The organism is Brevibacillus panacihumi, assembly GCF_003710985.1.
Classification (GTDB): domain Bacteria; phylum Bacillota; class Bacilli; order Brevibacillales; family Brevibacillaceae; genus Brevibacillus; species Brevibacillus panacihumi.
Genome location: NZ_RHHT01000009.1, coordinates 35,463 through 59,191 on the forward strand (window position 1 = coordinate 35,463; position 23,729 = coordinate 59,191).

The window sequence follows — 23,729 nt, forward strand, 5'->3', positions numbered from 1 at the left end:
CTACACCTCCTCGTCGTATTGCACGTAATCCTTGCGCAGCGGATGTCCTACCCAGTCATCAGGCAGCAATATCCGACGCAAATCGCCATGTCCCGGGAAATAAATCCCCAAGAGATCGTATGTTTCCCGTTCGTTCCAGTTGGCACCGCTCCAAATATCCATGACGGATGCGACGCTTGACTGTTCTCGTCCTGTTTTGACTTTTACTGCCAAACTTTGACGGTTTTTATACGAGTAAAAGTGATAATAGACCTCAAGTCGATCTTCGTAATCGACGCCGTGCAAATCGGAAAGATAATCGAAGGCCAACTGTTCATCTTCCTTCAAGAACAGGGCTACGTCATGCCAGCGTTCATTTTGGATCACCAAGGTAGGTACTTCCTTGGCCAATTCATTAATATAAGAAGCTTCAATCACTTCTGCGCCAAATGCCTCTTTGATGCGTGCTACGTATTTATCCAGATAAGGCTGGTTCTTAGACGGCTCTTTTGGCTGACTCTCATCGGCTTCTGCCGCGCCTGCACCGCCAGCTTGGGCAGCCTTTGCTTTCGCTGCCGCCGCCGCTGCGGCTTTGGCCTTGGCTGCAGCTGCTGCTTTCGCCTTCGCGTCAGCGTCGTCTCCGCTATCACCGCCCTGCGCTGCGGCATCGCGTGCTGCCTTTGCCTTTGCCGCGGCTGCGGCTGCTGCCTTCGCTTTGGCTGCTGCCGCCGCTTTTGCTTGTGTCTCGGCATCTCCACCTGCAGCACCAGCATCCGAACCTTGCGCTGCGGCTTCTTTTGCTTCCTTCGCTGCTTTCGCCTTGGCGAGCGCTTCAGCAGCCGCCGCTTTTTTCGCCGCTGCCTTTTCTTCCGGCGTCATTTCCGAGATGGGCTTGCTGGCGGCCGGAGCCGGGGCTTCCGCCTGCGACTCGGCTTCCTTCGCCGCTTTCGCCTTGGCAATCGCCTCGGCTGCCGCCGCTTTTTTCGCCGCTGCCTTTTCTTCCGGTGTCATTTCCGAGATGGGCTTGCTTGCGCTTGGAGACGGAGTTTCGGCAGAAGCTTCGGCAGGGGCTTCGACTTCGGCTTCTGCCTTTGCCGCAGCCTCTTTTGCTTCTTTTGCGGCCTTAGCCTTTGCCATCGCTTCAGCAGCCGCCTTCGCTTTTTCCTCCGGCGTCGGTTTGCGATTCTCTTCCGTCATAGACTGGTCACCTGCTTTCCAGTCTTCGCTTCATAGCGAATCTTTTCTTGCAGTTTGTTTATTCCATAAATTAAAGCGGCTGGATTCGGCGGGCACCCCGGAATGTAGACATCTACGGGAACAACTTGATCTACGCCTTTGACCACACTGTAGGAGCGCACATAAGGCCCTCCGGCAGTAGCACAGGAGCCCATCGCAATGACCCACTTGGGCTCAGGCATTTGATCGTACAATCTGCGCAGCAATGGCGCCATCTTCTTCGTAACCGTACCGGCCACGATCATCACATCCGACTGGCGCGGAGAGGCACGGAAAATGACGCCAAAACGGTCCAGGTCATAACGCGCACCGCCAGCACCCATCATTTCAATCGCACAACAAGCCAAACCAAAAGTTAAAGGCCAGAGCGAATTGCTTCGCACCCAACCCTTTACCGTTTCCAGTGTTGTAAACATCACATTTCGATTCAACTCTTCTTGCAGTTCAGGCGCAATGCTTGACAGATCTAGTTCCATTCCAGCACCTTCTTTCTCCATGCGTAAATCAAACCAACTACCAGGAGGGTGATAAAGATCGCCATTTCCACCAGCGCGAACAGCCCCAGCTCCTTGTACGCGACTGCCCACGGGTAGAGGAAGAGCGTCTCTACATCAAAAATAACGAACATCAGGGCAAAGATGTAATACTTTACATTGAAACGTACCCAACTGTCACCAACTGGAATGTTACCGCTTTCATAAGTTGTTTGCTTTTCTGCAGTTGGTTTTTTCGGGCGTAACAGCGGACCAACGATACTTACAGTAGCCACGGGCAACAACACACCAAGAATCAAAAAAATGGCGACAATGACATAATTGTTGGTATAGATGTCCATTACCCACGTTCCCTTCTGCAATTCATGATAATAAACTGTTTTTTCTGACCTTTGAAAGGAGAATGCTTCCTTTCTGTTACAAAAAATACCTTTATCATTATAGCAAATCCACCAGAGGGTGTCTAACGAAAGCCTTCCATTTCCTCCATATAACGGAAAAAACCCGGGGAAAATATCCCCAGGCATTCCAATTGCAAAAGTTTATTGCAAATTTTTTCCGGTATATTGCTGACCCAGAAAATCTTCGTACACACGCTCCCAAACAACCGTGAAGGACATTTTTTCATCCTCGGGAATATCCAGCATGTTTTCAATCGGCTCTTCCAGGTATGGCGTCAATTTGATCAACACTTCAGCCAGCATTTCGTCATTCGTATTCAGCATCGCCTTCAGATCTGCTTTGGAGTAGCTGAAGGAGTTCTCTTCCTGCTCATGCAAATGCATGACGAGTTTGCTGAACATAGGGTGAACCAGCGCTTCGAGCTTCACGTAAGACAAAGCCAGTTGTTCGGCCTCACTCAGTTTGAACAGCGCAGTCACATCCGGGAATGGATATACCGGAATGTCCCATACATCGCCCTTGTCGAGCAACAATCCCCATTTGGCAAAGAGCTGGATCGCTTCTTCCCGGGAATTGGGGTATTCATAGTTAGAACGCTGGAAGAAAGCCTTGTGCTTATTCAACAATTTCACGTAGCCTTCAAAATCCTGCTCGGATTTAAACATATCAACTGTCGGTGTGGCAAAAGTGCCTTCAAGCGCCTTGAGTTCATCCAATGCTTGTTCCATCTCAGCCTTGGTTTCGTACTTGGTCACGACATAACAAAAGGCTTGAAACAAGACGTTCATTTCATGCGGCAACACGTCGGCCCAGCCATTTGCCTTAAAGCCGCTTGGAATGACAATCCCCTCATTGTTATGACGAATATCGCGAACAGTTTGCATCCATTACACTCTCCTTTATTCCCAACCGTCCATCCCGCAGCGCGTAGCTTATGAAAAAAAGTCAACCGGCAGGGCATTAGGTTTATTATACACGGAAACAAGATGGAATTACCAACTGCAAATATCATACCCGTAAAGCTGGTCTGCTCATGCATGTTTCCACTTTACAGGAAAAATCCCCGCAACCACAATGGCGCGGGGATACCGGCTTACTTCGTCACGTCCAGACGTGCAAGGGCACGCTGCAGTGCACGTTCAGCACGTTGAAAATCAATTTCCGGATATTTTTCTGCCAAGCGTTTTTCGGCACGCTCTTTAGCTGCCTTGGCACGCTCGACGTCAATATCACCTGGCAATTCAGCCGTTTCAGCGAGGATGGTTACTTTGTCGCCGCGCACTTCCATGAAGCCGCCGCTAACTGCCATCCGCATTGTCTGATCGCCTTCTACCTTTATTTGAACAGGCGCTGTTTTCAACGGGGTCACCATAGGCATATGGTTCGGCAAAATACCAAGATCCCCTTGAACGCCGCGGGCAATAACCATTTCGGCCTGACCGCTGTAGACAACCCGTTCCGGAGTTACGACTTCAACTGTCATCTTGCTCACTTAGTGATCTCCCCTTTCCAGGGTGTCTTACGCCATAGACTTCGCTTTTTCTACCGCTTCTTCAATAGTACCTACATAGAGGAATGCGCCCTCTGGAAGATGGTCGTGCTTGCCTTCGAGGATTTCCTTGAAGCTGCGAACCGTATCTTTCAAAGGTACATACTGACCTGGGTTACCGGTAAATTGCTCGGCAACGTGGAAGGACTGGGACAGGAAACGTTGAATGCGGCGAGCGCGTCCAACAACTTGTTTGTCCTCGTCGCTCAACTCGTCCATACCCAAGATCGCGATGATATCTTGCAGCTCTTTGTAGCGTTGCAGGATTTTTTGTACGCCGCGCGCTACGTCGTAGTGTTCTTGGCCTACAACGTCTGGAGACAGGGCACGGGAAGTCGACGCCAGCGGGTCAACCGCAGGGAAGATCCCCAGCTCAGCGATGGAACGCTCCAGGTTGGTTGTCGCGTCCAAGTGAGCAAACGTAGTAGCAGGAGCCGGGTCAGTATAGTCATCCGCTGGTACGTAGATCGCTTGAATGGATGTTACGGAACCTTTTTTGGTGGAAGTAATACGCTCTTGCAATTGACCCATTTCAGTAGCCAGGGTTGGTTGGTAACCTACCGCAGATGGCATACGGCCCAAGAGAGCGGATACTTCAGAACCCGCTTGAGTAAAGCGGAAGATGTTGTCGATAAACAGCAACACGTCACGGCCTTCTTCATCACGGAAATACTCCGCCATAGTCAGACCGGTCAATGCTACACGAAGACGAGCGCCAGGCGGTTCGTTCATTTGACCGAATACCATCGCGGTCTTCGGCAAAACGCCTGCGTCTTTCATCTCATGGTACAAGTCGTTCCCTTCACGGGTACGCTCACCTACACCGGCAAATACGGAGATACCGCCGTGCTCTTGCGCGATGTTGTTGATCAGCTCTTGAATGGTTACGGTTTTACCTACACCCGCACCACCGAACAGACCAATTTTACCACCCTTGATGTACGGAGCCAGCAAGTCAATAACCTTGATCCCTGTTTCCAGGATTTCAACATTTGTCGCTTGGTCTACGAACTCAGGGGCTTTGCGGTGAATGGGGTCACGACGTTCTACGTTGTCCAATTCTTGCAGGTCGATTGGTTCACCCAATACGTTAAATACGCGTCCGAGGGTAACAGCACCCACTGGAACGGAGATAGCTGCACCAGTATCAACAGCTTCCATACCGCGAACCAAACCATCGGTGGAAGACATTGCTACGGTACGAACCATGTTGTCACCCAGGTGAGTCGCAACCTCAACGGTCAAATCGATGTCGCGCTCTCCAGCACTTTGTGCTTTATGTTGGATTTTGATCGCATTGTAAATGGCAGGCAGGTGTCCGCGGTCGAACTCGATGTCAACAACCGGACCCATTACCTGAACCACGCGTCCATTCGCCATGTTACTTTTTCCCTCCTGTAAAGCTAAATTGGGAGCTATTCGCTGCCATTACGCCTGTGCGTTGGCACCTGCGACGATCTCGGAAATCTCTTGTGTAATGGCCGCCTGACGAGCACGGTTGTACTGCAACGTGTAACGGTTGATCATATCCGTCGCATTGTCTGTCGCGTTGCCCATCGCAGTCATACGAGAACCTTCTTCGGAAGCCTTCGCTTCCAGCAGCGCACTGTACACCAGTGTTTCCGCATATTTCGGCAGCAGATTCGCCAGTACTTCTTCCGAGGACGGCTCATACTCGTAATTCATTGCGCGGTTGTTGTTGCTCTCGGGAGCTTCCAACGGCAGCAATTGTTTTACGGTAGGTGTCTGCGAAATTGCACTATGGAACTTGTTGTAGCACAGGTACAGTTCATCGATTTGTTCGTTCGCGAACATCGCAACCGCCGAACTGGCAATCTTTTTGATGTCGGCAAAGGATGGACTTGCCGGCAAGCCTGTAGCCTCTTCCAATACTGGATAGTTGCGTTTGCGGAAAAAGTCGCTACCTTTACGACCGATCACGAAAATGCCGTACTCGTCCTTGGACTTGTGCTTTTCGGCAATCTTGTTGATCACGGCGCGAAGCATGTTGGCGTTGTAGCCGCCAGCCAGACCACGGTCGGAAGTGATGACAATGTAACCAGTCTTTTTCACAGGACGGGATTGAAGCATGGGATGCTTGGAGCCAGAGGTTCCGCTCGCAATGCTTGCGATCACTTCCTGGATTTTGTCAGCATAAGGACGTGCTGCCTCAGCCTTCTCCTGGTTGCGGCGGAGCTTCGCTGCCGCCACCATTTTCATCGCTTTCGTGATTTGGCGCATGTTTTTCGTACTTTTGATTTTGCTGCGAACCTCACGTATTCCTTTAGCCACTCGTTCTCACCACCTTGAGGACGCACGCCCGGGCGAGGTGCCCGGCATGCATCTGATGTCTATCAGGTAAACGATTAGCGCGTTACCGAAAAGCCTTTTTTGAACTGTTCGATCGCCGCATTAAATTCTTTTTCATCTGGAAGATCTTTTGTCGTACGGATATGCTCCAACAATTGCGGTGCGTTGGATTCCAGGTAAGACAGAAGCTCTTTCTCAAAGCGGCCTACGTCTGCAACTGGAATATCGTCGAGGAAACCTCTTGTTGCTGTATAAATAGAAGCCACTTGCTTCTCAACAGGCATAGGATCGAACTGACCTTGCTTCATGATTTCCATCAAGCGCTCACCACGAGTCAAACGGGCTTGAGTCGCCTTATCCAGGTCGGAACCGAACTGCGCAAATGCGGCCAACTCACGGTATTGAGCCAGCTCGAGCTTGAGCGGACCTGCAACCTTTTTCATCGCCTTGATTTGCGCCGAACCACCTACACGGGATACGGAAAGACCAGTGTTTACCGCTGGACGTTGACCTGCGTTGAACAGGTCTGTCTCCAGGAAGATCTGACCGTCTGTGATGGAGATCACGTTGGTTGGAATGTATGCGGAGATATCGCCCGCTTGTGTCTCAATAAATGGAAGAGCCGTAATGGATCCGCCACCCAAATCATCGGAGAGCTTCGCTGCGCGCTCCAACAGACGGGAGTGCAGGTAGAATACGTCACCAGGATACGCTTCACGGCCTGGAGGACGACGGAGCAACAGGGACATCTCACGGTATGCAGCAGCCTGTTTGGACAGGTCATCGTATACGCAGAGAACGTGTTGTCCTTTGTACATGAAGTACTCACCCATGGTTACACCGGTATAAGGCGCCAGGTACAGCATCGGAGCTGGGTCAGAAGCTGTAGCGGATACGACGATGGTGTATTCCAGAGCGCCTGCTTTACGCAGGGTTTCTACGATGTTGGCAACAGTGGATTGCTTTTGACCGATTGCCACGTAGATACAAATCATGTTTTGGCCTTTTTGGTTAATGATGGTGTCCAGCGCTACCGCTGTTTTACCCGTTTGACGGTCACCAATGATCAACTCACGCTGTCCGCGGCCAACTGGGATCATCGCGTCAATCGCTTTGATACCTGTTTGCAGTGGCTCATGTACGGATTTACGTGCCATTACGCCAGGAGCAGGACTTTCGATAGGACGGTAGCCGTCGTTGGCGATCGGTCCTTGTCCGTCGATTGGTTGACCCAATGGGTTCACGACGCGGCCAAGCATTGCTTCACCTACAGGAACCTCCATAACGCGTCCCGTACGTTTTACCGTGTCGCCTTCCTTAATGTCGCGGAAAGGTCCCATGATAACCGCACCTACGTTGTCTTCCTCCAAGTTGAGTACCATACCCATTACGCCATTTTGGAACTCGAGAAGCTCCCCTTGCATGGCTTTTTCCAAACCGTGAATGCGGGCGATACCGTCACCTACCTGGATGACTGTGCCTACATCCACAACTTCGATTTCAGATTTAAAATTAGCGATCCGCTCTTTGATGAGGGAGCTAATCTCTTCTGGTCTGATTGCACTCACTACATTCACCCCATTCATCCAACTTCTTAGTAGAGGTACTGACTTCCCTACGCTTTTTGTGCAAAGGTTTCGAGCTTGGTCTTCAGGCTGCCGTCATAGAGTCTGTCACCGATCTTGATGATGATGCCTCCCAGGATCGACGGATCTACCACTGCAGTCAGACGAAGCTTTTTATGCAATGTATGTCCGAATTTCTCTGCCAACTCTGACTGTTCTTCGGCAGTAAGCGGCTTAGCACTGGTTACGACTGCTTCCGCAATACCGCGCGCGTCGTTTGCCAATTTGACAAAAGAACGATAGATCTCAACCAGTTGCATTTCCCGTCCGCTTTCAATCAGGACGTTCAGGAAGTTGAAAGTCTCTTCTTCCACGTGGCTTTTGAACAGGTCATCGATCAGTGATTTCTTGGCAGGCACCGCAATATGCGGGTGCAAAAAAATCTTGGAGAGATCCTCGCTTTGTTCTACCGCTTGGACAATAGCTACCAGATCTGCTTCCACCTGATCAATTTTCCCACGTTCGCTCGCCACATCAAACAAGGCACGAGCGTAACGCTTTCCTACCGCGCTGCTCATAAGCGATCTCCCACTTGTGCGAGAAACTTGTCAACGGTAGTTTTTTGTGCTGCTTCATCCAGTTCTTTCTCGATGATCTTGGAAGCCAAGAGTACAGAAATGCTAGCCACTTCATCACGCAGCTCAGCTTTGGCTTTCGCAACTTCGCGAGCCAGCTCAGCGCTTGCATTTGCTTTCATGCTTTCCGTAGCAGCTTGTGCCTCAGCAATGATCTTCGCTGCTTCGTCAGACGCTTGCTTGGTAGCACGGTCAATGATTGCTTTCGACTCGGAACGGGCTTCATCCAGCATGCGGCGTTGTTCCGCCAGCAGATTTTCCGATTCCTTGCGGTTGCGCTCTGCAGTCGCCAGTTCGTTTTCGACATGGAGACGGCGTTTTTCCAATACCTTCGCGATTGGTCCTGTTGCATATTTGGATACAACAATCAAAAGCAAGAGGAAAATGATCACTTGGAATAGTAATGTGCCCCATTCCAGAGTTACTGTCCCAAACTCTAACACTTTCGTTCACTCCTTCCTGAGAAACAGGAGATATAGGCATCGGGTAGAAGCACCCGGAAAATACCTTACAAAAGAGAGGCGAAGGTCAAGCCTCCGCCTATTTCATGCTGTTCAACTGTACCTTACAGGCGGCCCATCAGGATGAAACCAACCGCTACAGCGATAATTGGAATCGCCTCGACAAGACCCATACCCAGGAACATGATACCCATCAGGTTACCACGTGCTTCAGGTTGACGAGCTACACCTTCAATTGTGCGGGAAATTACGTTACTTGCACCAAACGCGCCACCAAGAGCTGCCAAACCAAAAATAAGACCCATAGCAATAGCTACACCTAAAGTTTCCATGTTAAAAAAGACCTCCCTAAATTTGTATTGAAATAGAGTAGTGCTTAGTGTTCGTCATTGATGTGTTGCGAAATATAAACCATTGAAAGAGTCAAGAAAATAAACGCCTGAATCGCACCTACGAAGACAGAGTAACCGAGCCATACAAACAATGGCGCAGCGGCTAGAAGTCCTCCGCTCAGCAGGAAGGCAATCATGATCTCTTTGGCAAAGAGGTTACCAAACAGACGCAGAGGCAATGTCAATGGTTTGATAATGAACTCTTCCAGAATGTGGATCGGGTTGAGAAAAGTGTGTTTAAACCACCCGCCCGGACTCTTCCGAATTCCGAGGTAGTGAGAGTAAAGCAAGACAACCAAAGCCAATCCAAATGTAACACTTGGTGTAGCAGTTGGAGATTTCCACCACGCAACGTGAATTCCGTGGTCAGCGAGCTCGTGCTCGATTTTCTCACGCTTCTCAGCTGCAGCTTCTGGAGTTTCAGACACTGTCAGCATCTCCATAACTTTTTCGCTTACCTGACCTTTGTGCAATGTGGTTACATTGGCCATAACACCTAGCTGGTTTCCGATGAAAATGTAGAGAAACAGCGATAAACCAAGCGTCATCAGCATCATGGCTTTTTTGTAATCCATGTAGCCTGCGTTTACGTTTCTGACGAAGTCAAAAACCCACTCGACCGCGTTTTGCTTCCCACCTGGAACACCGGATTCTAGTTTGCGCGTCATGACAAACAAAAACACAAACACCAGTATAGCAGTAAGCACCGTCATGATCATCGTAGGGATGTCGAAAACCCAACCGCCTACATCAAATCGCAACGAATAATGTTCACTCATCTTTTCACCCCTTTCCATCAATAGATAGAGGTTGTCCGAAACATCCTGTCTTAGCACTGCTGTCGAACACTCTCTTGCGAACTCGTACTTCCAGAAATTTGTTTGTCAAATCTATTTGAAATTGCGGAATACGATTAAGTAAATGAGCCCTTGGATGAAAAAGAGTCCAAGCAAAACTCCGGAAAGCGTAAATAGGTGAGGAAATAAGAAAGTGAGATAAGCAGCCAGACCGGCAACCATAAACCGAAAAAACGTTCCTGTCCCTTTCGGTCGTACGGCTGGATCGTCTGCCATCAGACCGACTGTCCAGACTTTACCGGCAAGAACCATAACGTTCAGTATTCCGGCTCCTACTCCAAGCAGCAAGCTCTGCAGGAAGACCTTATGCTCTGGCAACACAACCATGAGGATCGCCAAGCCGGCCAATAAATAAAAAGAGTAACGAAAAGCTTTTTTAATCGCTAAAGCAAACGCTTCCATCGTCACCCCCTAAGATACGGGAGAATGAGTCGATAGACGGTATACGAACCAACAACAATCCCCGAAATCAGACCAACCAGTAAAAACCAAGGATCAGTCGCCAACCATCGATCCACATATCTGCCGAGCAAAAAACCGCCTACAACACATACGGCAAAGTCAACGCCAATCACACTGACAAGACCAATTGCTCGCCACATGCTTTCCGCTTTTCACGCTCCTCCCGTCATACGGAGAGGGCTACTTTCTCCGGAAGCCCTCATCCATATTAACGAAGATTTATTCCTTTTGTCAATCTGCGTCTTTTCCTGTACACAAAGCGTTCACATTTCTGCCGGAAATGGGTTTATTTGAGCTTTTCAACCACCGTCGCTACGCCTTGTCCGCCACCGATGCAAAGAGTCGCTAATCCATATTTTACCCCTTCGCGCTTTTGCAATTCGTGGACCAAAGAAACCAGGATTCTCGCACCGCTCGCACCGATCGGATGACCCAAAGCAATCGCTCCGCCGTTCACATTCAGCTTGTCGGGATTTATCCCCAGCGCTTTGCCAACTGCGAGGGATTGTACTGCAAAGGCCTCGTTAGCCTCGATCAGATCCATTTGCTCAAGGGTCAGGCCCGCTTTTGCCAGAACGCGCTCGGTCGCTGGCACAGGTCCGTAGCCCATAATGCTCGGATCTACCCCGGCGCTGGCGTTGGCAATGATGCGGGCCAACGGCTTGACGCCCAGCTCATCGGCTTTTTCTCTGGACATGATCAAAAGGGCGGCTGCCCCGTCATTGATCCCCGAAGCGTTGCCTGCTGTTACGGTTCCATCCTTCTTGAATGCGGGCTTTAATTTGCCCAGCGCTTCCGCCGTTACGCCCGCACGCGGGAATTCATCGACGGCGAAGAGAATTGGATCGCCTTTTCGTTGCGGAATCGGAACCGGTACGATCTCATCCTGGAAGCGTCCGCTCTCCAATGCTTTCTGCGCCTTCTCCTGGCTCCATGCCGCGAATTCATCCTGCTCCTCGCGGCTGATTTCGTATTTGGTGCAAAGGTTTTCTGCCGTAATCCCCATGTGATAGTCGTTAAACGCACACCACAACCCATCGCGAATCATGGAGTCCACTACCTTTTGGTCGCCCATCCGGTAGCCTGAGCGCGCACCTTCCATCAGATAGGGCGCTTGACTCATGTTTTCCATACCGCCTGCAAGTACGACATCCGAGTCTCCGCTGACAATCGCCTGCACCGCCAAATGAACGGCTTTCAGGCCGGAACCGCAAACCTTGTTGATCGTCATGGACGGAACCTCATGTGCCAAACCTGCACGTATAGAAGCTTGGCGCGCCGGGTTTTGGCCCAGGCCAGCTTGCAAGACATTACCCATGATGACTTCATCTACAACGTCCTTGGATACCCCTGCACGTTCCAATGCTGCTTCCAGTACAATACCGCCCAACTGAGTAGCACTGACCCCTGCAAGCGATCCCTGAAAACTTCCAATGGCTGTGCGAACCGCACTTGCAATAACGATCTCCTTTTGACCCATCACGATTTCACTCCTCGCAACCTGTTAAGTTGTTTGCGCTTTCATAAGATTCCATCTTTCTTGGGCGATTCCTGCTTTTCCTTGTATGCCCAGTTAACGGCAAAACGTCTATTCATAATCATGGAATCTCGCTGACTTCAGCATACCATATGCCAGTTACAAAGCCAGATCGGTTTCACGCGGATAGCTTTTCCGATCGAGCCCGAGTCAGGCTAAACGGGCTAGGAGTATTGTCCGTGATGAGCAAGGTGTCCCGACAAGCAGCAGATCTACCTGCGGGACACCCTCTCTGGTACGGCTGTTTATTTGTTCAAATGCAAAATCCGATAGAGCGCAACGACGCATACGGCACGGGTGGTCGCCTTGTTCGGCTCGTATTTTCCGCTGAGCGGATCGATCAGCCCAAGTCCTACCATATTGTTGATGGACGATGTAGCCCATGCAGGCAGTTTTTTGGCGTCCGCAAGCGTCTTGCCCGAGCCCTTCTTGTTCAACAGTCTGTCGAGGATGACAGCAGCCTCTGCGCGCGTGACAGGCTGATCGGGGCGGAAGGTATTGTCCGTATAGCCTTTGACCAGCCCTTTGCTGACCGCGACTTGTACAGCCCCTTGCGCATATGCCGGAACCTGGTCCTTGAATCCAAGCTTCGGCGTCGCAGGCAGATCCCATTCAAACGTACGCGCCAGCAACGTCACAAACTGCGCCCGTGTTAGCGGGACTTCAGGACCAAAGGTGGTTTCAGTCAAGCCTTTGACGTAGCCTTGGTTCGCCATATAGGTGATCTCAGCCTTGGCGTAATGGTTGGCAATATCCGTAAATGCCGAGCCTGCCTGGTCGAGGTAGTACGGTACGTATTTACCGAAGCTGTTCACCTCGTATACCCATTCACCCTGCGCGTTGACAGTGCCCAGAAGCGGGTCGAGGGTCTTGCTGACTTCGTTCACATACAAAAGACCGATTCCTTTTCCCGGGATCCAATTCTTCGGTGCCAGTGTCAACTGGATCGGTACTGTCGAACTGCTCAGCTCCTCGCCTGACTTCGCATCTCCAGGCTTGATGGTAAACGAATAGTCTGCCGGCACGTAGCCAGGGATCTGCTGATCGACGATGGAATCAACCTCGATCACGGCGCTATCCAGGAAAGCGGCAGTCTGGACGAGAGAGTATTTCAAATCCAGCTCGTGGCCCAATGACAGGCTGCCAGGCAATTCCGGCACGACAATCGATCCCTTCGGCTGCGCTGTCTGATTCGGCAGCAGCAGCGACGCCTCGTCGAAGTAGAGCGTTCCTTGGTCATGCGTAATGCCGTCGTTGGCCTGATCCACGACGTAAATGCTTTTCAGCTGCAGCGGATAAGCGACGCCTCCAGGGAAATACCCTTTCACTTGCTTCCAGCCTGTCCAGTCGATCTCTTTGGCCAAATCGACATAGACCGGTTTTCCGTTCGCATCGATGACCTCCGCCCGCAGCCAATGCCTGCTTTGGTCGCCATAGACCCATAGTCCCAGCCCGATTGGCTGACCCGGAATGGTGACGGGCTTGGACCCAAGCACCCCGTAAGCAATGCGCATTTCGGAGCTGGGCGCTCCCGAGAAATTGTACACGAGCTTGGCAGCCTTTTTCGTGCGGAAGACTGGCTCGCTGACCGCCGAGAAGGAACCCGCGGAGCTGATGCTGGCAGGAAGCGCAGCATGGTACATGCCCACCTGATTGTCGAAGGTAAGCCATGGCTGCTCAAATTGTCCGACTGCAAACGGCACACGCGTAACGGCTCCGTCGTAGGAAACCGTCAAAGTTCCATTGCCCGGCTGATCGCCTGCGACCAATTGGAGCTGGTCATTCACTGTGGCTATATCAGAGTCGACACTGACCTTGACGCTTTGCGGCGAGGCCGCGAGTGTCGCACCCTTTTTGGTTTTTAATTTGATGTCAAGCGTAAGCGCTTGTCCAGGAGCCACGGTGACCGGATTGGGCGAGACAACGATCTGTTGGATGTCCTGTCCTGACACGACCTGAATCGCTTTGCTCTGCGCGACGTTGCCCGATCTGCCCGTAATCGTGATCGAACCGGACCTTGTTGGCGTGAAACGCTGGCCATCTACCGTACCTGCGTCACTCTCCCACGTAACCTGCGAAGGGTTGAGCGCGTATGGCTGGTAGTGAATGTCGTACCCTTTGGACGCTGTCAGGTTCACTGTCTGACCGATCAGCAGATCAGTAGGAACATCGATCTGGAATCCTCTCAGCTCGCCTGTAGGCGCAGTGTTGTACACCGCCAGACCTGTCGGGACACGCCGCTCTGTACCCCCGCTGGGTCTGTTGGCAAGATTGGCATGCGTCTCACCAAGCATTCGCACAGCCATGGTGGTCGATCCGCCGCCATCGAAATTGACGGCGCGGAAGGAGCCCAGCTCCGCCATAATACGGGCCAGCTCATCCAGATAAACCCCTTTGTTCCCATCGATCGTCACCATGTACAGGGTCTTGCCGTCCTGCGAAACACCTACAGCGGTACGGGCGTTGAGAGAAGTGATGGACTTGTCCGCCTGGAAGGAAGTCAGCGCCTTTCCCTGATCCACCAGAAGGATATTGCCGCCTACCGCCTGCATCCACTCGTGGTTGAGTGGGGTGGTCTGATAATCGACTTTTGCCGTAGAACCGACCGGAAAATGTTGCTTCAGAAATTCTGCCGCCGTCCCGTGTCCCCACAGGACGTAGCCGTTGTAAGGTATGTAAAAGCCCGGTTGATTCACGCGCACTTCTGTCGCGACATTGTCGATGAAAAGCACTTCGACGACATCCTTGTAGCCGGAAATGGCTCCAAGACTCGACTGGCCGAATGCAGGTGTATACATATTCAATTGATTTTGGTGGCTCTTTCGTCCGTCACTTGGATTGTACTCTTCCTTATTGATGCCCTGGAGCGGAAAAGCCGTTCCATTCGGCGCGGTCACCTTTCCGTTGAAGCCGAATTTTTCGACCAACGCCGTCTTGTCTGAGGTGATCCCCAGGCTGTACCAGTACGAGATCAAACCCATCGACGAGATAACCTGCTGGTCTTTCATCACGATGCCAAACGGAGCTCCCCGCTTGCTCATGTTGAAAAAGTCCGCATTGATCGCAGCCACGGCTCCCGTCTCTCTCGCCATCTGCGTGATCGACTGCCGATCCGTCAGCTTCCCTTTTGTCCCGTAGACGGGTTTTACCTCTACGTAGGGATTGTTCAGGTCTACCTTCGTGACCATAATCGTAGCTGGTTGACCATCAAAAGACTTCGTATATTTGAATAATGTAGTTCCTTCTCCGATCGGCGTTTGCCATACCATTTGCAAAGCATTCGTTTCCGCCCTAGCCTGCGCGACCTGAACCGCCAATGGCGCAAACGGAACAAAAGCTCCCCAGGCCATCGTGCTGGCCGTGAGCAGCATTACGACTTTCCGCGCTCTCATGTTGGTGACTCCTCTCCGTTTCCCGAACTGTTGTTATCTTTCAGCGATTTCCTTCACGCTGACGCTCTCATAAGATGGCAGACAGCTATAAGTTAGACGCATGAGCTAGATTGATAGTTTCGGTAGATCTCTATTTTCTGTCCTTACAAATGATGACAAATCTTTTGAATCACATGGCAACGTTTCCCTGCGTCCTTTTGTATGGTGGACTACAAGCTTCAGTGGTGGGGGAGGAAAAAGGGAAAACGCTTCAGGCGGGTTGGGATCTTCTATGGGGGTCGGCCTGGCCGGCTCCACTCCAAAGGCGGAACCGCGGCCAAAAGCAGCCACTTCGAAGAAGTGGTTCAAGGTTGGCCGCTGAGCCTCCCGTTTTTTTGGAACGCAAAAAACCGCCCGGCGATGTGTCAACCAGACGGTTTGGAATAGATTGTCCAATTTTATGATTGACCTGGCACAAAAGGAGCAGGCCGCTCCGCGCGCAGACCGTAGTGATGAAGGATCGCCTCGACGATTCGGCGAGACGCTTCCCCATCGCCGTATGGATTCGCCGCGTGGGCCATCGCGTCATACGCCTGTTGGTCAGTCAGCAGTTCTTTCGTCAATCGGTACACTTGCTCTTCGTCCGTTCCGGCCAACTTCAATGTACCTGCTGCAATCCCCTCGGGACGCTCTGTCGTGTCACGCAGCACCAGGACAGGAACTCCCAATGAAGGCGCTTCTTCCTGTACCCCGCCTGAATCGGTAAGGATCAGGTGCGCGCGGCGAGCGAAGTTGTGGAAATCAAAAGCATCCAACGGATCAATCAGAGAGATTCGTTCATGATCGCCTAACAATTCCTGTGCGACCTCCTGCACAGCAGGATTCAGATGCACCGGATACACAACTGCGATCTCCGGATGCTCGTCCACGATGCGTCGAACCGCACGGAAGATCCGGCGCATGGGTTCACCGAGATTTTCCCTGCGGTGAGCGGTCATCAGCACCAATTTATAATCGGCGAAACGATCGAGGACAGGGTGCGTGTAATCCTCGCGCACAGTGGTTTTCAGCGCATCAATCGCTGTGTTGCCCGTGATGTAGATGGCATCCTCCGGCTTGTTTTCGCGTCTCAGATTGTCTGCTGACCCATCTGTTGGCGAGAAGTGAAGGTCAGCCATCACACCCGTCAGTTGGCGGTTCATCTCTTCCGGGAACGGCGAGTACTTGTCCCATGTGCGCAAACCGGCCTCTACATGGCCGATCGCTACCTGATTGTAAAAAGCAGCCAGACTGGCGACAAACGTCGTCGACGTATCGCCGTGAACGAGTACGATGTCCGGCTTTACTTCCTTGATCACCGCATCGAGGCTTTGCAGCGCACGTGTCGTCACATCGATCAGCGTCTGCCGGTCTTTCATGATGTTCAAATCATAATCAGGGGTAATGTCAAAAATCTCCAGGACCTGGTCCAGCATTTGACGATGTTGGGCGGTCACACAAACAACCGACTCGATCTGTTCACTATGTTTTTTTAATTCATGAACCAGTGGAGCCATCTTAATCGCTTCCGGACGCGTGCCAAATACCGTCATTACTTTACATGTCTTCATCGGATTTTTCCTCTCCTACTGCTACTTTGTACCGTACAGGCGGTCTCCCGCATCCCCCAAACCTGGAACAATATAACCGTGATCATTCAATTGCTCGTCAATTGCCGCAACGTAGATGTCTACGTCCGGGTGCTCATCCTGCACCATTTTGATTCCTTCCGGAGCCGCAATCAGACACATCAGCTTCAAGTTTTTCGCACCGCGTTTTTTCAGAGCCTCAATGGCCGCTACGGCAGACCCGCCTGTCGCCAGCATCGGATCGATGACGATCAGCTCGCGTTCTGCTACGTCCGTTGGCAGCTTGACGTAATACTCAACTGGCTGCAGGGTTTCTGGATCTCGGTAAAGCCCCACATGACCCACTTTCGCTGCCGGGATCAGCTTCAACAGACCGTCCACCATGCCGAGACCCGCACGCAGGATCGGAACCAGCCCTACCTTTTTCCCAGCAATGACGTTGGACTTGCAAGTCGCTACAGGTGTCTCGATCGTTGTTTCCTCCAGCGGCATTTCACGGGTAATTTCATATCCCATCAAAGTCGCTACCTCATCCACCAATTCACGAAACTCTTTGGTTCCGGTGTTTTTGTCGCGAATATACGTCACTTTATGCTGAATCAGCGGGTGGTCAAACACATATACACGGCTCATGTACGTTCCTCCGTTTTCCTATCAATATCTTTATCATAATAGCGAACGAGTTTGCTGACGTCAATTTGCGTAATCTTCTTACAGATATATGGCATAGGGGGAGGAAAAAGGGGAAAATGCTTCATGCGGGTTGGGATCTTTGCTGGGGGCGTCTCAGGGTCGGCTGCACTCCAAAGGCGGAACCGCGACCAAAAGCAGCCACTTCGAAGAAGTGGTTCAAGGTTGGTCGCTAAAAGCGTGTTCCGCCTTTTCCGCTCCGCCTGGGTGAAGATCCCAAATGCATTCGATTTTCCCCTTTTTCCTCGGCCAGCTTCCCTTTATCCTCCAGAGTCTGGATGTGGGTTTCTCATAGAGGTCTTACAAATACAAAAAAGCTGGCCCCCGGCAGTTGAACTACCGAGGGTCAGCCATCTTAAGCTTTCGTTTCGTTTTATGGTTAAATAGTCAGTCCTGCATACATCGGGAAGCGTTGGCACAACGCTGCTACGCGCTGGCGAGCTTCGTCGTGTTTCGCCGCATCTTCCGGGTTTTTCAGAGTGAGCGCGATGATAGCAGCTACTTCTTTCATTGCTTCCTCGTCAAATCCGCGGCTGGTTACAGCAGGGGTCCCCATGCGCACGCCGCTGGTCACGAACGGGCTTTCGGAATCGTAAGGAATAGTGTTTTTATTGGTGGTGATGTTGACTTCATCCAGCAGATGCTCTGCCACTTTTCCGGTCAGACCGATCTTGCTTACATCTATCAGTACGAGATGGTTGTCGGTACCGCCGGAGACGAGTGTCAGTCCTTCCGCTTGCAAGGCTTCCGCAAAAGCTGCCGCGTTTTTCACGATGCGTGCAGCATAATCCTTGAAGTCAGGCTGCAGCGCTTCTCCGAAGGCCACAGCCTTCGCCGCGATCACATGCATCAACGGACCGCCTTGGACACCAGGGAATACCGACTTGTCGATTGCTTTGGCGAACTCTTCTTTGCACAGGATCAGACCGCCGCGAGGACCGCGCAGAGTTTTGTGAGTCGTAGAAGTGACGAAATGCGCATAAGGCACTGGGTTAGGATGCAGACCAGCCGCTACCAGACCAGCGATATGGGCCATGTCTACCATGAAATAGGCGCCGACTTCATCAGCGATCTCACGGAATTTGGCAAAATCAATGGTGCGCGGATAGGCGCTCGCACCAGCTACGATCAATTTCGGCTTGTGCTCCAATGCTTTTGCACGGACATCCTCGTAGTTGATACGATGATCGTTTTGATCTACACCGTACTCCACGAAATTATACAGCGAACCGGAGAAGTTAACCGGGCTTCCGTGTGTCAGGTGACCACCGTGGGACAGATTCATCCCCAGAACCGTATCTCCCGGCTTCAAGATGGTGAAGTATACGGCCATGTTGGCTTGGGCGCCGGAGTGCGGCTGTACGTTGGCATGCTCTGCACCAAACAGTTCTTTTACACGGTCACGGGCAATGTTCTCCGCGATGTCCACGTATTCGCATCCGCCGTAATAGCGGCGGCCTGGGTAACCTTCTGCATACTTGTTGGTCAGTACGGTGCCCATGGCTTCCATGACAGCCTCGCTGACAAAGTTTTCAGACGCAATCAGCTCGATTTTGTCACGCTGTCTCCCGAGCTCCAATTGAATGGCTTCCAAAATTTGCGGGTCCTGTTTGCGTAGATGATCTAACATCGGTTAATCTCCTCCTCAATACTTCCTTGTTATATGGCTTGTCCCTTTTTGGGTCAGGTACAACTTTGGTTGGGGATGGTGCGTTCGTAGACAGCCCTCGCCCCGCCGATCAGCTTGGGACGAGTCCGCGCCGCCGTCAGATGGGCTTCTCCGATCTGGCGCAACGCAGGACGTACCGGAACAGCTACGTGCTTAAGATGCATGCCGATCAAGGTATCGCCTATATCGATCCCGGCATGCGCCTGTATGTGCTCGACAACGACCGCATCCTCGAGCTGTGTAAAGGCATGGGCAGCCATCGAGCCGCCTGCACTCGGGACTGGAATGACAGAGACCTCGGTCCAGCCGTGCCGCTCCATCACGCTTCGCTTAGTCACCAAAGCCCTGTTCAAATGTTCACAACATTGAAAGGCGACCTCGAAGCCGATCCGTTCCTGGACGGAGTGAATCCCTCGATACAGGGCGGCAGCCACCTCCTGGCTGCCTGCCTTCCCGATATGCTTGCCAACCACCTCACTGGTGCTGCAGCCGATCACCAGAATCTGCCCGGCAGTCAATGCCGCCAGCGCAGCCACTTCCTCCACAACCTCGCGAACCTGTCTTTCAATGGCTGCCAGATCCACTGCCTTCACTCCTCACCGATTTGCTTCGATCTGTTTAATTTTTTCAACGCGTCGCTCATGACGTCCGCCCTGAAAATCCGTCTCCAGCCAAATCTTCACGATATCCAACGCCAGACCCGGGCCAATCACCCGCTCCCCCATCGCCAGCATATTGGTATCGTTATGCTCTCTGGTCGCTTTGGCAGAAAACGTATCATGGACCAACGCACAACGAATTCCTGGGACTTTGTTGGCAGCAATCGACATGCCGATTCCCGTCCCGCAAATCAGAATCCCGCGGTCAAACTCCCCAGCGGCTACCTTTTTTGCTACCGGAAGGGCGTAGTCCGGATAATCCACCGACTCTTCACAGGTGCAGCCAAAGTCTTCTACCTCGATGTCTGTTGTAGCCAACCATTTTCTGATTTCTTCCTTCAGTCTATATCCACCATGATCAGCAGCAATCGCTACCTTCATCCGTCATCCCTCGCTTGTATCATGATTGCAAACTATTATACATCATTTTTCTCCAAGTAAAAAGCTAACATTCTTCCGTTTTTTTCTTTTAATGTTCGTACTATCATAGCAAACAAGGCTCTGGAACCAAGCCAGAACCTCGGCATTCTTATGATTCACGAATACGTTTCATGGTATCAGAAAGCATGTCCACCAGCTCCTCGATCTCGACCGCGCATCGGCGATAATCCTCCAGGCTTCCGCCATAGGGATCAGCAATGTCCGCGTAGCCTTCCACACCGATGAACTCTCGCAGCGTGTACACTTTCTCCCTCGCTTCGGGGAAATAGGTTTGTATCGCCTGCTTATGACTCGCTGTCATGGTCAGGATCAAATCGGACCACGCCAGGAGCTCCCCATTCAGCCGGGTGGATGTGTGCTCGCTATCGATTCCCCGTTCCTGCAAGACCTGAATAGCGTGAGTAGATGCAGGCTGTCCATCGTAGGCTGCTACACCTGCCGAGCGCACCTCAAATCCTTCTCCTTGTGTCTTGGCACGGAACAAGGCCTCTGCCATCGGACTGCGGCAAGTATTTCCCGTACAGACAAACAGAATTTTTTTCACGATTCGCTCCTCCTTTGCCCACGACATACCATTACATCACAAATTTTAACCCAAAACCTATCAAAATAAGACCACCTATTATTTCACTGTAATCGCCAAGCCAACCTCCCACACTCCGCCCGAGGAGCAGACCACAGTACGACATGGCTGTACCCATCAGTCCAAATAACGAGATGGCAAGAATTTTGTTCACTTCCATCAGACCAAAGGAAACTCCTACTGTCAAGGCATCCAGACTGACGCTGAATGCGAAAAGCAGCAAGCCGAAACCTGTCGTCCGCAAGACGCTTTTCTGGTCTCCATTGCCAAACCCGTTCCATAGCATATGTACGCCCAGGAGGATTAGCACCCCTCCCCCAAAGAAGACAGCAATATCTCCGACCAGCTCGGACAAGTACGCTCCAATGGCAATGCCGAATATGGGCATGGCAATGTGAAAAAGTCCAATTGTAATACTCACTCGCACAATTTCCCGCAAGCGAATTCCCACCATGCCAACGCCAATCCCCAGCGAAAAGGCATCCATACCGAGCGCAAAGGCGATCATGAGCAAGGTCAGGAATTGTCCCCATTGATACAAGGCCAGGTCCAATGCGCCTCCCCCTCCTGTCCTTTCACCTTATGCGGACAAGGAAGAGTTTAGACGCTTACACAGACAAGATCCGGCCCCCTGCTGCCTTTTCAAGGCGGTTCATCACAGCCATCCCCAAGCCGACGCGAGGAAAGGTCTCGGAGACGATGTACTGAACCTTTTCTTCGTCAAATTTTCGCAGGACAGCGTACAATTGCTGGGCAACCTGGTCAAGATGATCAGCAGAGCCCACAGACAGGACCACGTCGGCATCCGCGTTTTGCTCCCAATAGGCGGCAGAGGCGTCCGTCACAAGCACACCTGTGCGCAGTCCATTCTCTTTGGCGGAACGCAGCATGTCTGCCTGCCGTACTCGGACATGGCCGGGGGTACCCTCGACCAGCCACATTTCTCCTTCGGGAGCATAATGCGTATATTTCATACCGGGCGCACGGGGCGTCTCTACCGCTCCCACCTGGAAGGAAGGATCCAGCTCCACCGGACCAATCACTTCTTCCAACTGCTCTTTTGTTACGCCACCCGGCCGCAGGATGACAGGGGGATCTACCGTAACATCGATCACCGTCGACTCGACGCCGACCCCAGTCGGACCTCCGTCCAGCACTCCTGCCACCCGTCCGTTCAGATCTGTCATCACATGATCCGCCGTAGTCGGACTGGGCCTGCCGGAACGATTGGCGCTGGGAGCGGCAATCGGTACGCCGGCTTCTCTAATCAACGCCAACGCCAACGGATGGTCCGGCATTCGCACACCGACAGAATCAAGACCAGCTGTCACCAACGATGCTACACGATCCGTCTTTGGCAGGATGATCGTCAAGGGTCCCGGCCAAAATGCTTCCATCAGACGATCTCCTTTTTCCGGGACATCGCGGGCCACCGTAGACAGCTGGTCTTTATCCCCAATATGCACAATCAGCGGATTATCACTCGGACGCCCTTTTGCTAAAAATATCTTCTCCACGGATTCGTTCGACAATGCATTGGCTCCCAATCCGTACACGGTCTCGGTCGGAAAAGCGACCACTTCTCCATCTCGCAGCAATCTGGCTGCGTCCACAATCTGTGAACAACTCTGTATTTTTTCCACATCATTTTCCACATCGTTATCCACAATCCATACCTGTGTCGCTTCATGCAAATCCATCGATAAATTCCTTTCTCTCGCTCGTTTCATAACCAGTAGTGACTTTAGTATAGTGTTGCCTTTTAAAGTTTTCAACAGGCTGTGGGTAACTTGTGTATAACTTTTTCCCTTTCGGTGGAAAAGAAGGTTTGTAGTATGATAGCGATAGAAGCTGATTCTTCATCCCAAAGAAAGGATTGAACGTCCCTATGAACCCTCGCAAATCCTTGTTGTCCAGTCTGCTGACCTCCATCCTGATTCTCGGTGCTGTCTCCAATCCCGCTCTGGCTGCTGCGAACGCTCCGGCACTCTCCGCTCCCGCCGCTTCAGGTTCACAGCAGGGGGCAAGCATCGTTTTCACTCCCAAATCAACCAACTTCACGACCAAGGAATACGAAGCGAGAATCACGATCCCTCTGATTAGCGGGCTTGCGGACAAAACGTATCAGGCGCAATTGAATGCGGAGCTCGAAAAGCACGCAGCTGAATCGCTGAAAACCGTTCAGCAGCAAAGCAAACGGGATGCCGAACTCGCAAAAAAAGAGGGCTGGGAGATGCGTCCCCATGTTCTCGATATTTCCTACGAGGTGTATACCACAGGTAAACTGCTCTCCTTTGGGGTTACGACGTACACCTATACAGGCGGGGCGCATGGCATGGCGGATGTGCAATACTTCAACGTCCCCAATTTGGAAAAGACCCATAATCTGCAACTGTCTGAACTGTTTCAGCCTGGATACGACTATAAAAACGTACTGAACAATCTGATCACGCAACAAATCAAGACCGAAGAGCGGAAAACGGGCAATAAGCTGCCATATTGGTTTGAGGGAATATCGAATAACCAGGGCTTCTCTTTTAAAAACGGGACTCTGCTCATTCATTTCGGGCAGTATGAAATTGCTCCCTATGCAGCTGGAATGCCGGCCTTCACCATTCCACGCCATCAGTTTATGAATTTGCTGAAGCCGGGGATTCGTGATTTGCTGCAATAGAAAGATGTGGGGTTTCGGAGCCGTGAGGCTTGGGATCTTTGCTAGGGGGCATCCTGGCCGGCTACACTCCAAAGGCGGAACCGCGTCCAAAAGCAGCCGGTTCGTAGAAGCGAATCAGGGTGTAGAGTAGAGAAC

At 51.7% G+C, this 23,729-nt stretch carries 25 protein-coding genes; 1 reads left to right on the forward strand and 24 read right to left on the reverse strand.

Translation table 11 applies throughout. The features are described from left to right. From EDM58_RS06140 to EDM58_RS06260, 24 genes are all read right to left on the reverse strand, one after another. Complete coding sequence (locus EDM58_RS06140) at positions 1–1,176, reverse strand: NADH-quinone oxidoreductase subunit C (RefSeq protein ID WP_122912572.1); 1,176 nt, start codon at positions 1,174–1,176, stop codon at positions 1–3. After that, entirely contained in the window at positions 1,173–1,691 is a 519-nt protein-coding gene (locus tag EDM58_RS06145) for a NuoB/complex I 20 kDa subunit family protein (protein WP_122912573.1), read from the reverse strand. The genes EDM58_RS06140 and EDM58_RS06145 overlap by 4 nt, the downstream gene beginning before the upstream one ends. Beyond that, a complete protein-coding gene (locus tag EDM58_RS06150; protein ID WP_031306286.1) occupies positions 1,682–2,050 on the reverse strand; it encodes an NADH-quinone oxidoreductase subunit A in 369 nt (122 codons plus the stop codon). The genes EDM58_RS06145 and EDM58_RS06150 overlap by 10 nt, the downstream gene beginning before the upstream one ends. 201 nt (positions 2,051–2,251) lie before the next feature. Next, positions 2,252–2,995, reverse strand: coding sequence for a DUF6042 family protein (locus EDM58_RS06155; RefSeq protein WP_122912574.1), 744 nt, complete (start codon positions 2,993–2,995; stop codon positions 2,252–2,254). A gap of 209 nt (positions 2,996–3,204) precedes the next feature. Continuing rightward, a complete protein-coding gene (locus EDM58_RS06160) occupies positions 3,205–3,603 on the reverse strand; it encodes a F0F1 ATP synthase subunit epsilon (RefSeq protein ID WP_122912575.1) in 399 nt (132 codons plus the stop codon). Between the two features lie 27 nt (positions 3,604–3,630). Next, positions 3,631–5,040 (reverse strand): F0F1 ATP synthase subunit beta, encoded by a 1,410-nt coding sequence (atpD, locus tag EDM58_RS06165; RefSeq protein WP_023555203.1) that lies wholly within the window; start codon positions 5,038–5,040, stop codon positions 3,631–3,633. A gap of 48 nt (positions 5,041–5,088) precedes the next feature. Then, complete coding sequence (gene atpG, locus EDM58_RS06170; protein WP_122912576.1) at positions 5,089–5,952, reverse strand: ATP synthase F1 subunit gamma; 864 nt, start codon at positions 5,950–5,952, stop codon at positions 5,089–5,091. 74 nt (positions 5,953–6,026) lie between these two features. Beyond that, a complete protein-coding gene (gene atpA, locus EDM58_RS06175) occupies positions 6,027–7,538 on the reverse strand; it encodes a F0F1 ATP synthase subunit alpha (RefSeq protein WP_023555201.1) in 1,512 nt (503 codons plus the stop codon). Between the two features lie 47 nt (positions 7,539–7,585). Further along, positions 7,586–8,113 (reverse strand): F0F1 ATP synthase subunit delta, encoded by a 528-nt coding sequence (locus EDM58_RS06180; RefSeq protein WP_122912577.1) that lies wholly within the window; start codon positions 8,111–8,113, stop codon positions 7,586–7,588. After that, positions 8,110–8,613 carry a F0F1 ATP synthase subunit B gene (gene atpF, locus EDM58_RS06185; RefSeq protein WP_023555199.1) on the reverse strand — a complete coding sequence of 168 codons (504 nt, stop codon included), beginning with the start codon at positions 8,611–8,613 and terminating at the stop codon, positions 8,110–8,112. Before atpF ends, EDM58_RS06180 begins: the two co-directional genes overlap by 4 nt. A 122-nt stretch (positions 8,614–8,735) precedes the next feature. Beyond that, a complete protein-coding gene (atpE, locus tag EDM58_RS06190) occupies positions 8,736–8,963 on the reverse strand; it encodes a F0F1 ATP synthase subunit C (RefSeq protein WP_023555198.1) in 228 nt (75 codons plus the stop codon). 44 nt (positions 8,964–9,007) lie between these two features. Beyond that, positions 9,008–9,802, reverse strand: a complete 795-nt coding sequence (atpB, locus tag EDM58_RS06195) for a F0F1 ATP synthase subunit A (RefSeq protein ID WP_023555197.1) — start codon at positions 9,800–9,802, stop codon at positions 9,008–9,010. 111 nt (positions 9,803–9,913) lie between these two features. Beyond that, positions 9,914–10,282, reverse strand: a complete 369-nt coding sequence (locus EDM58_RS06200; RefSeq protein WP_023555196.1) for an ATP synthase subunit I — start codon at positions 10,280–10,282, stop codon at positions 9,914–9,916. Between the two features lie 2 nt (positions 10,283–10,284). Next, on the reverse strand, positions 10,285–10,482 hold the full coding sequence (locus EDM58_RS06205; protein ID WP_122912578.1) for an AtpZ/AtpI family protein: 198 nt from the start codon (positions 10,480–10,482) through the stop codon (positions 10,285–10,287). A 146-nt stretch (positions 10,483–10,628) separates the two neighbouring features. Further along, on the reverse strand, positions 10,629–11,822 hold the full coding sequence (locus EDM58_RS06210; protein WP_122912579.1) for an acetyl-CoA C-acetyltransferase: 1,194 nt from the start codon (positions 11,820–11,822) through the stop codon (positions 10,629–10,631). Positions 11,823–12,124: 302 nt separating this feature from the next. Then, positions 12,125–15,271, reverse strand: coding sequence for a phosphodiester glycosidase family protein (locus tag EDM58_RS06215; RefSeq protein WP_122912580.1), 3,147 nt, complete (start codon positions 15,269–15,271; stop codon positions 12,125–12,127). A gap of 437 nt (positions 15,272–15,708) precedes the next feature. Beyond that, positions 15,709–16,860: a non-hydrolyzing UDP-N-acetylglucosamine 2-epimerase gene (wecB, locus tag EDM58_RS06220; protein ID WP_122912581.1), complete on the reverse strand. Its 1,152-nt coding sequence runs from the start codon at positions 16,858–16,860 to the stop codon at positions 15,709–15,711. Between the two features lie 21 nt (positions 16,861–16,881). After that, entirely contained in the window at positions 16,882–17,511 is a 630-nt protein-coding gene (gene upp, locus EDM58_RS06225) for a uracil phosphoribosyltransferase (protein ID WP_023555190.1), read from the reverse strand. Between the two features lie 436 nt (positions 17,512–17,947). Continuing rightward, positions 17,948–19,198 carry a serine hydroxymethyltransferase gene (locus tag EDM58_RS06235; RefSeq protein WP_023555188.1) on the reverse strand — a complete coding sequence of 417 codons (1,251 nt, stop codon included), beginning with the start codon at positions 19,196–19,198 and terminating at the stop codon, positions 17,948–17,950. Between the two features lie 53 nt (positions 19,199–19,251). Further along, on the reverse strand, positions 19,252–19,821 hold the full coding sequence (locus tag EDM58_RS06240; protein WP_023555187.1) for a TIGR01440 family protein: 570 nt from the start codon (positions 19,819–19,821) through the stop codon (positions 19,252–19,254). Between the two features lie 12 nt (positions 19,822–19,833). Next, on the reverse strand, positions 19,834–20,277 hold the full coding sequence (rpiB, locus tag EDM58_RS06245; protein ID WP_023555186.1) for a ribose 5-phosphate isomerase B: 444 nt from the start codon (positions 20,275–20,277) through the stop codon (positions 19,834–19,836). 148 nt (positions 20,278–20,425) lie between these two features. After that, positions 20,426–20,881, reverse strand: a complete 456-nt coding sequence (locus EDM58_RS06250) for a low molecular weight protein arginine phosphatase (protein WP_023555185.1) — start codon at positions 20,879–20,881, stop codon at positions 20,426–20,428. Positions 20,882–20,912: 31 nt separating this feature from the next. After that, on the reverse strand, positions 20,913–21,473 hold the full coding sequence (locus tag EDM58_RS06255) for a manganese efflux pump MntP (RefSeq protein WP_023555184.1): 561 nt from the start codon (positions 21,471–21,473) through the stop codon (positions 20,913–20,915). Positions 21,474–21,528: 55 nt separating this feature from the next. Beyond that, positions 21,529–22,620, reverse strand: coding sequence for an L-threonylcarbamoyladenylate synthase (locus EDM58_RS06260; protein ID WP_122912583.1), 1,092 nt, complete (start codon positions 22,618–22,620; stop codon positions 21,529–21,531). Between the two features lie 188 nt (positions 22,621–22,808). On the opposite strand from EDM58_RS06260, the gene EDM58_RS06265 reads away from it, so the two are divergent. Beyond that, positions 22,809–23,594: a DUF3298 and DUF4163 domain-containing protein gene (locus EDM58_RS06265; RefSeq protein ID WP_122912584.1), complete on the forward strand. Its 786-nt coding sequence runs from the start codon at positions 22,809–22,811 to the stop codon at positions 23,592–23,594. The last annotated feature ends 135 nt before the right edge of the window (positions 23,595–23,729 follow it).

Bases quoted from the DNA above. Each gene is read 5' to 3' on its own strand.
- EDM58_RS06155 (WP_122912574.1), bottom strand. From the start codon at position 2,995: ATGCAAACTGTTCGCGATATTCGTCATAACAATGAGGGGATTGTCATT.
- EDM58_RS06150 (WP_031306286.1), bottom strand. From the start codon at position 2,050: ATGGACATCTATACCAACAATTATGTCATTGTCGCCATTTTTTTGATT.
- EDM58_RS06200 (WP_023555196.1), bottom strand. From the start codon at position 10,282: ATGGAAGCGTTTGCTTTAGCGATTAAAAAAGCTTTTCGTTACTCTTTT.
- atpE (WP_023555198.1), bottom strand. From the start codon at position 8,963: ATGGAAACTTTAGGTGTAGCTATTGCTATGGGTCTTATTTTTGGTTTG.
- EDM58_RS06145 (WP_122912573.1), bottom strand. From the start codon at position 1,691: ATGGAACTAGATCTGTCAAGCATTGCGCCTGAACTGCAAGAAGAGTTG.
- EDM58_RS06140 (WP_122912572.1), bottom strand. From the start codon at position 1,176: ATGACGGAAGAGAATCGCAAACCGACGCCGGAGGAAAAAGCGAAGGCG.
- EDM58_RS06215 (WP_122912580.1), bottom strand. From the start codon at position 15,271: ATGAGAGCGCGGAAAGTCGTAATGCTGCTCACGGCCAGCACGATGGCC.
- rpiB (WP_023555186.1), bottom strand. From the start codon at position 20,277: ATGAAGGTAGCGATTGCTGCTGATCATGGTGGATATAGACTGAAGGAA.
- wecB (WP_122912581.1), bottom strand. From the start codon at position 16,860: ATGAAGACATGTAAAGTAATGACGGTATTTGGCACGCGTCCGGAAGCG.
- EDM58_RS06260 (WP_122912583.1), bottom strand. From the start codon at position 22,620: ATGGATTTGCATGAAGCGACACAGGTATGGATTGTGGATAACGATGTG.
- atpD (WP_023555203.1), bottom strand. From the start codon at position 5,040: ATGGCGAATGGACGCGTGGTTCAGGTAATGGGTCCGGTTGTTGACATC.
- upp (WP_023555190.1), bottom strand. From the start codon at position 17,511: ATGAGCCGTGTATATGTGTTTGACCACCCGCTGATTCAGCATAAAGTG.
- atpB (WP_023555197.1), bottom strand. From the start codon at position 9,802: ATGAGTGAACATTATTCGTTGCGATTTGATGTAGGCGGTTGGGTTTTC.
- EDM58_RS06235 (WP_023555188.1), bottom strand. From the start codon at position 19,198: ATGTTAGATCATCTACGCAAACAGGACCCGCAAATTTTGGAAGCCATT.
- EDM58_RS06210 (WP_122912579.1), bottom strand. From the start codon at position 11,822: ATGGGTCAAAAGGAGATCGTTATTGCAAGTGCGGTTCGCACAGCCATT.
- EDM58_RS06180 (WP_122912577.1), bottom strand. From the start codon at position 8,113: ATGAGCAGCGCGGTAGGAAAGCGTTACGCTCGTGCCTTGTTTGATGTG.
- EDM58_RS06205 (WP_122912578.1), bottom strand. From the start codon at position 10,482: ATGTGGCGAGCAATTGGTCTTGTCAGTGTGATTGGCGTTGACTTTGCC.
- EDM58_RS06265 (WP_122912584.1), top strand. From the start codon at position 22,809: ATGAACCCTCGCAAATCCTTGTTGTCCAGTCTGCTGACCTCCATCCTG.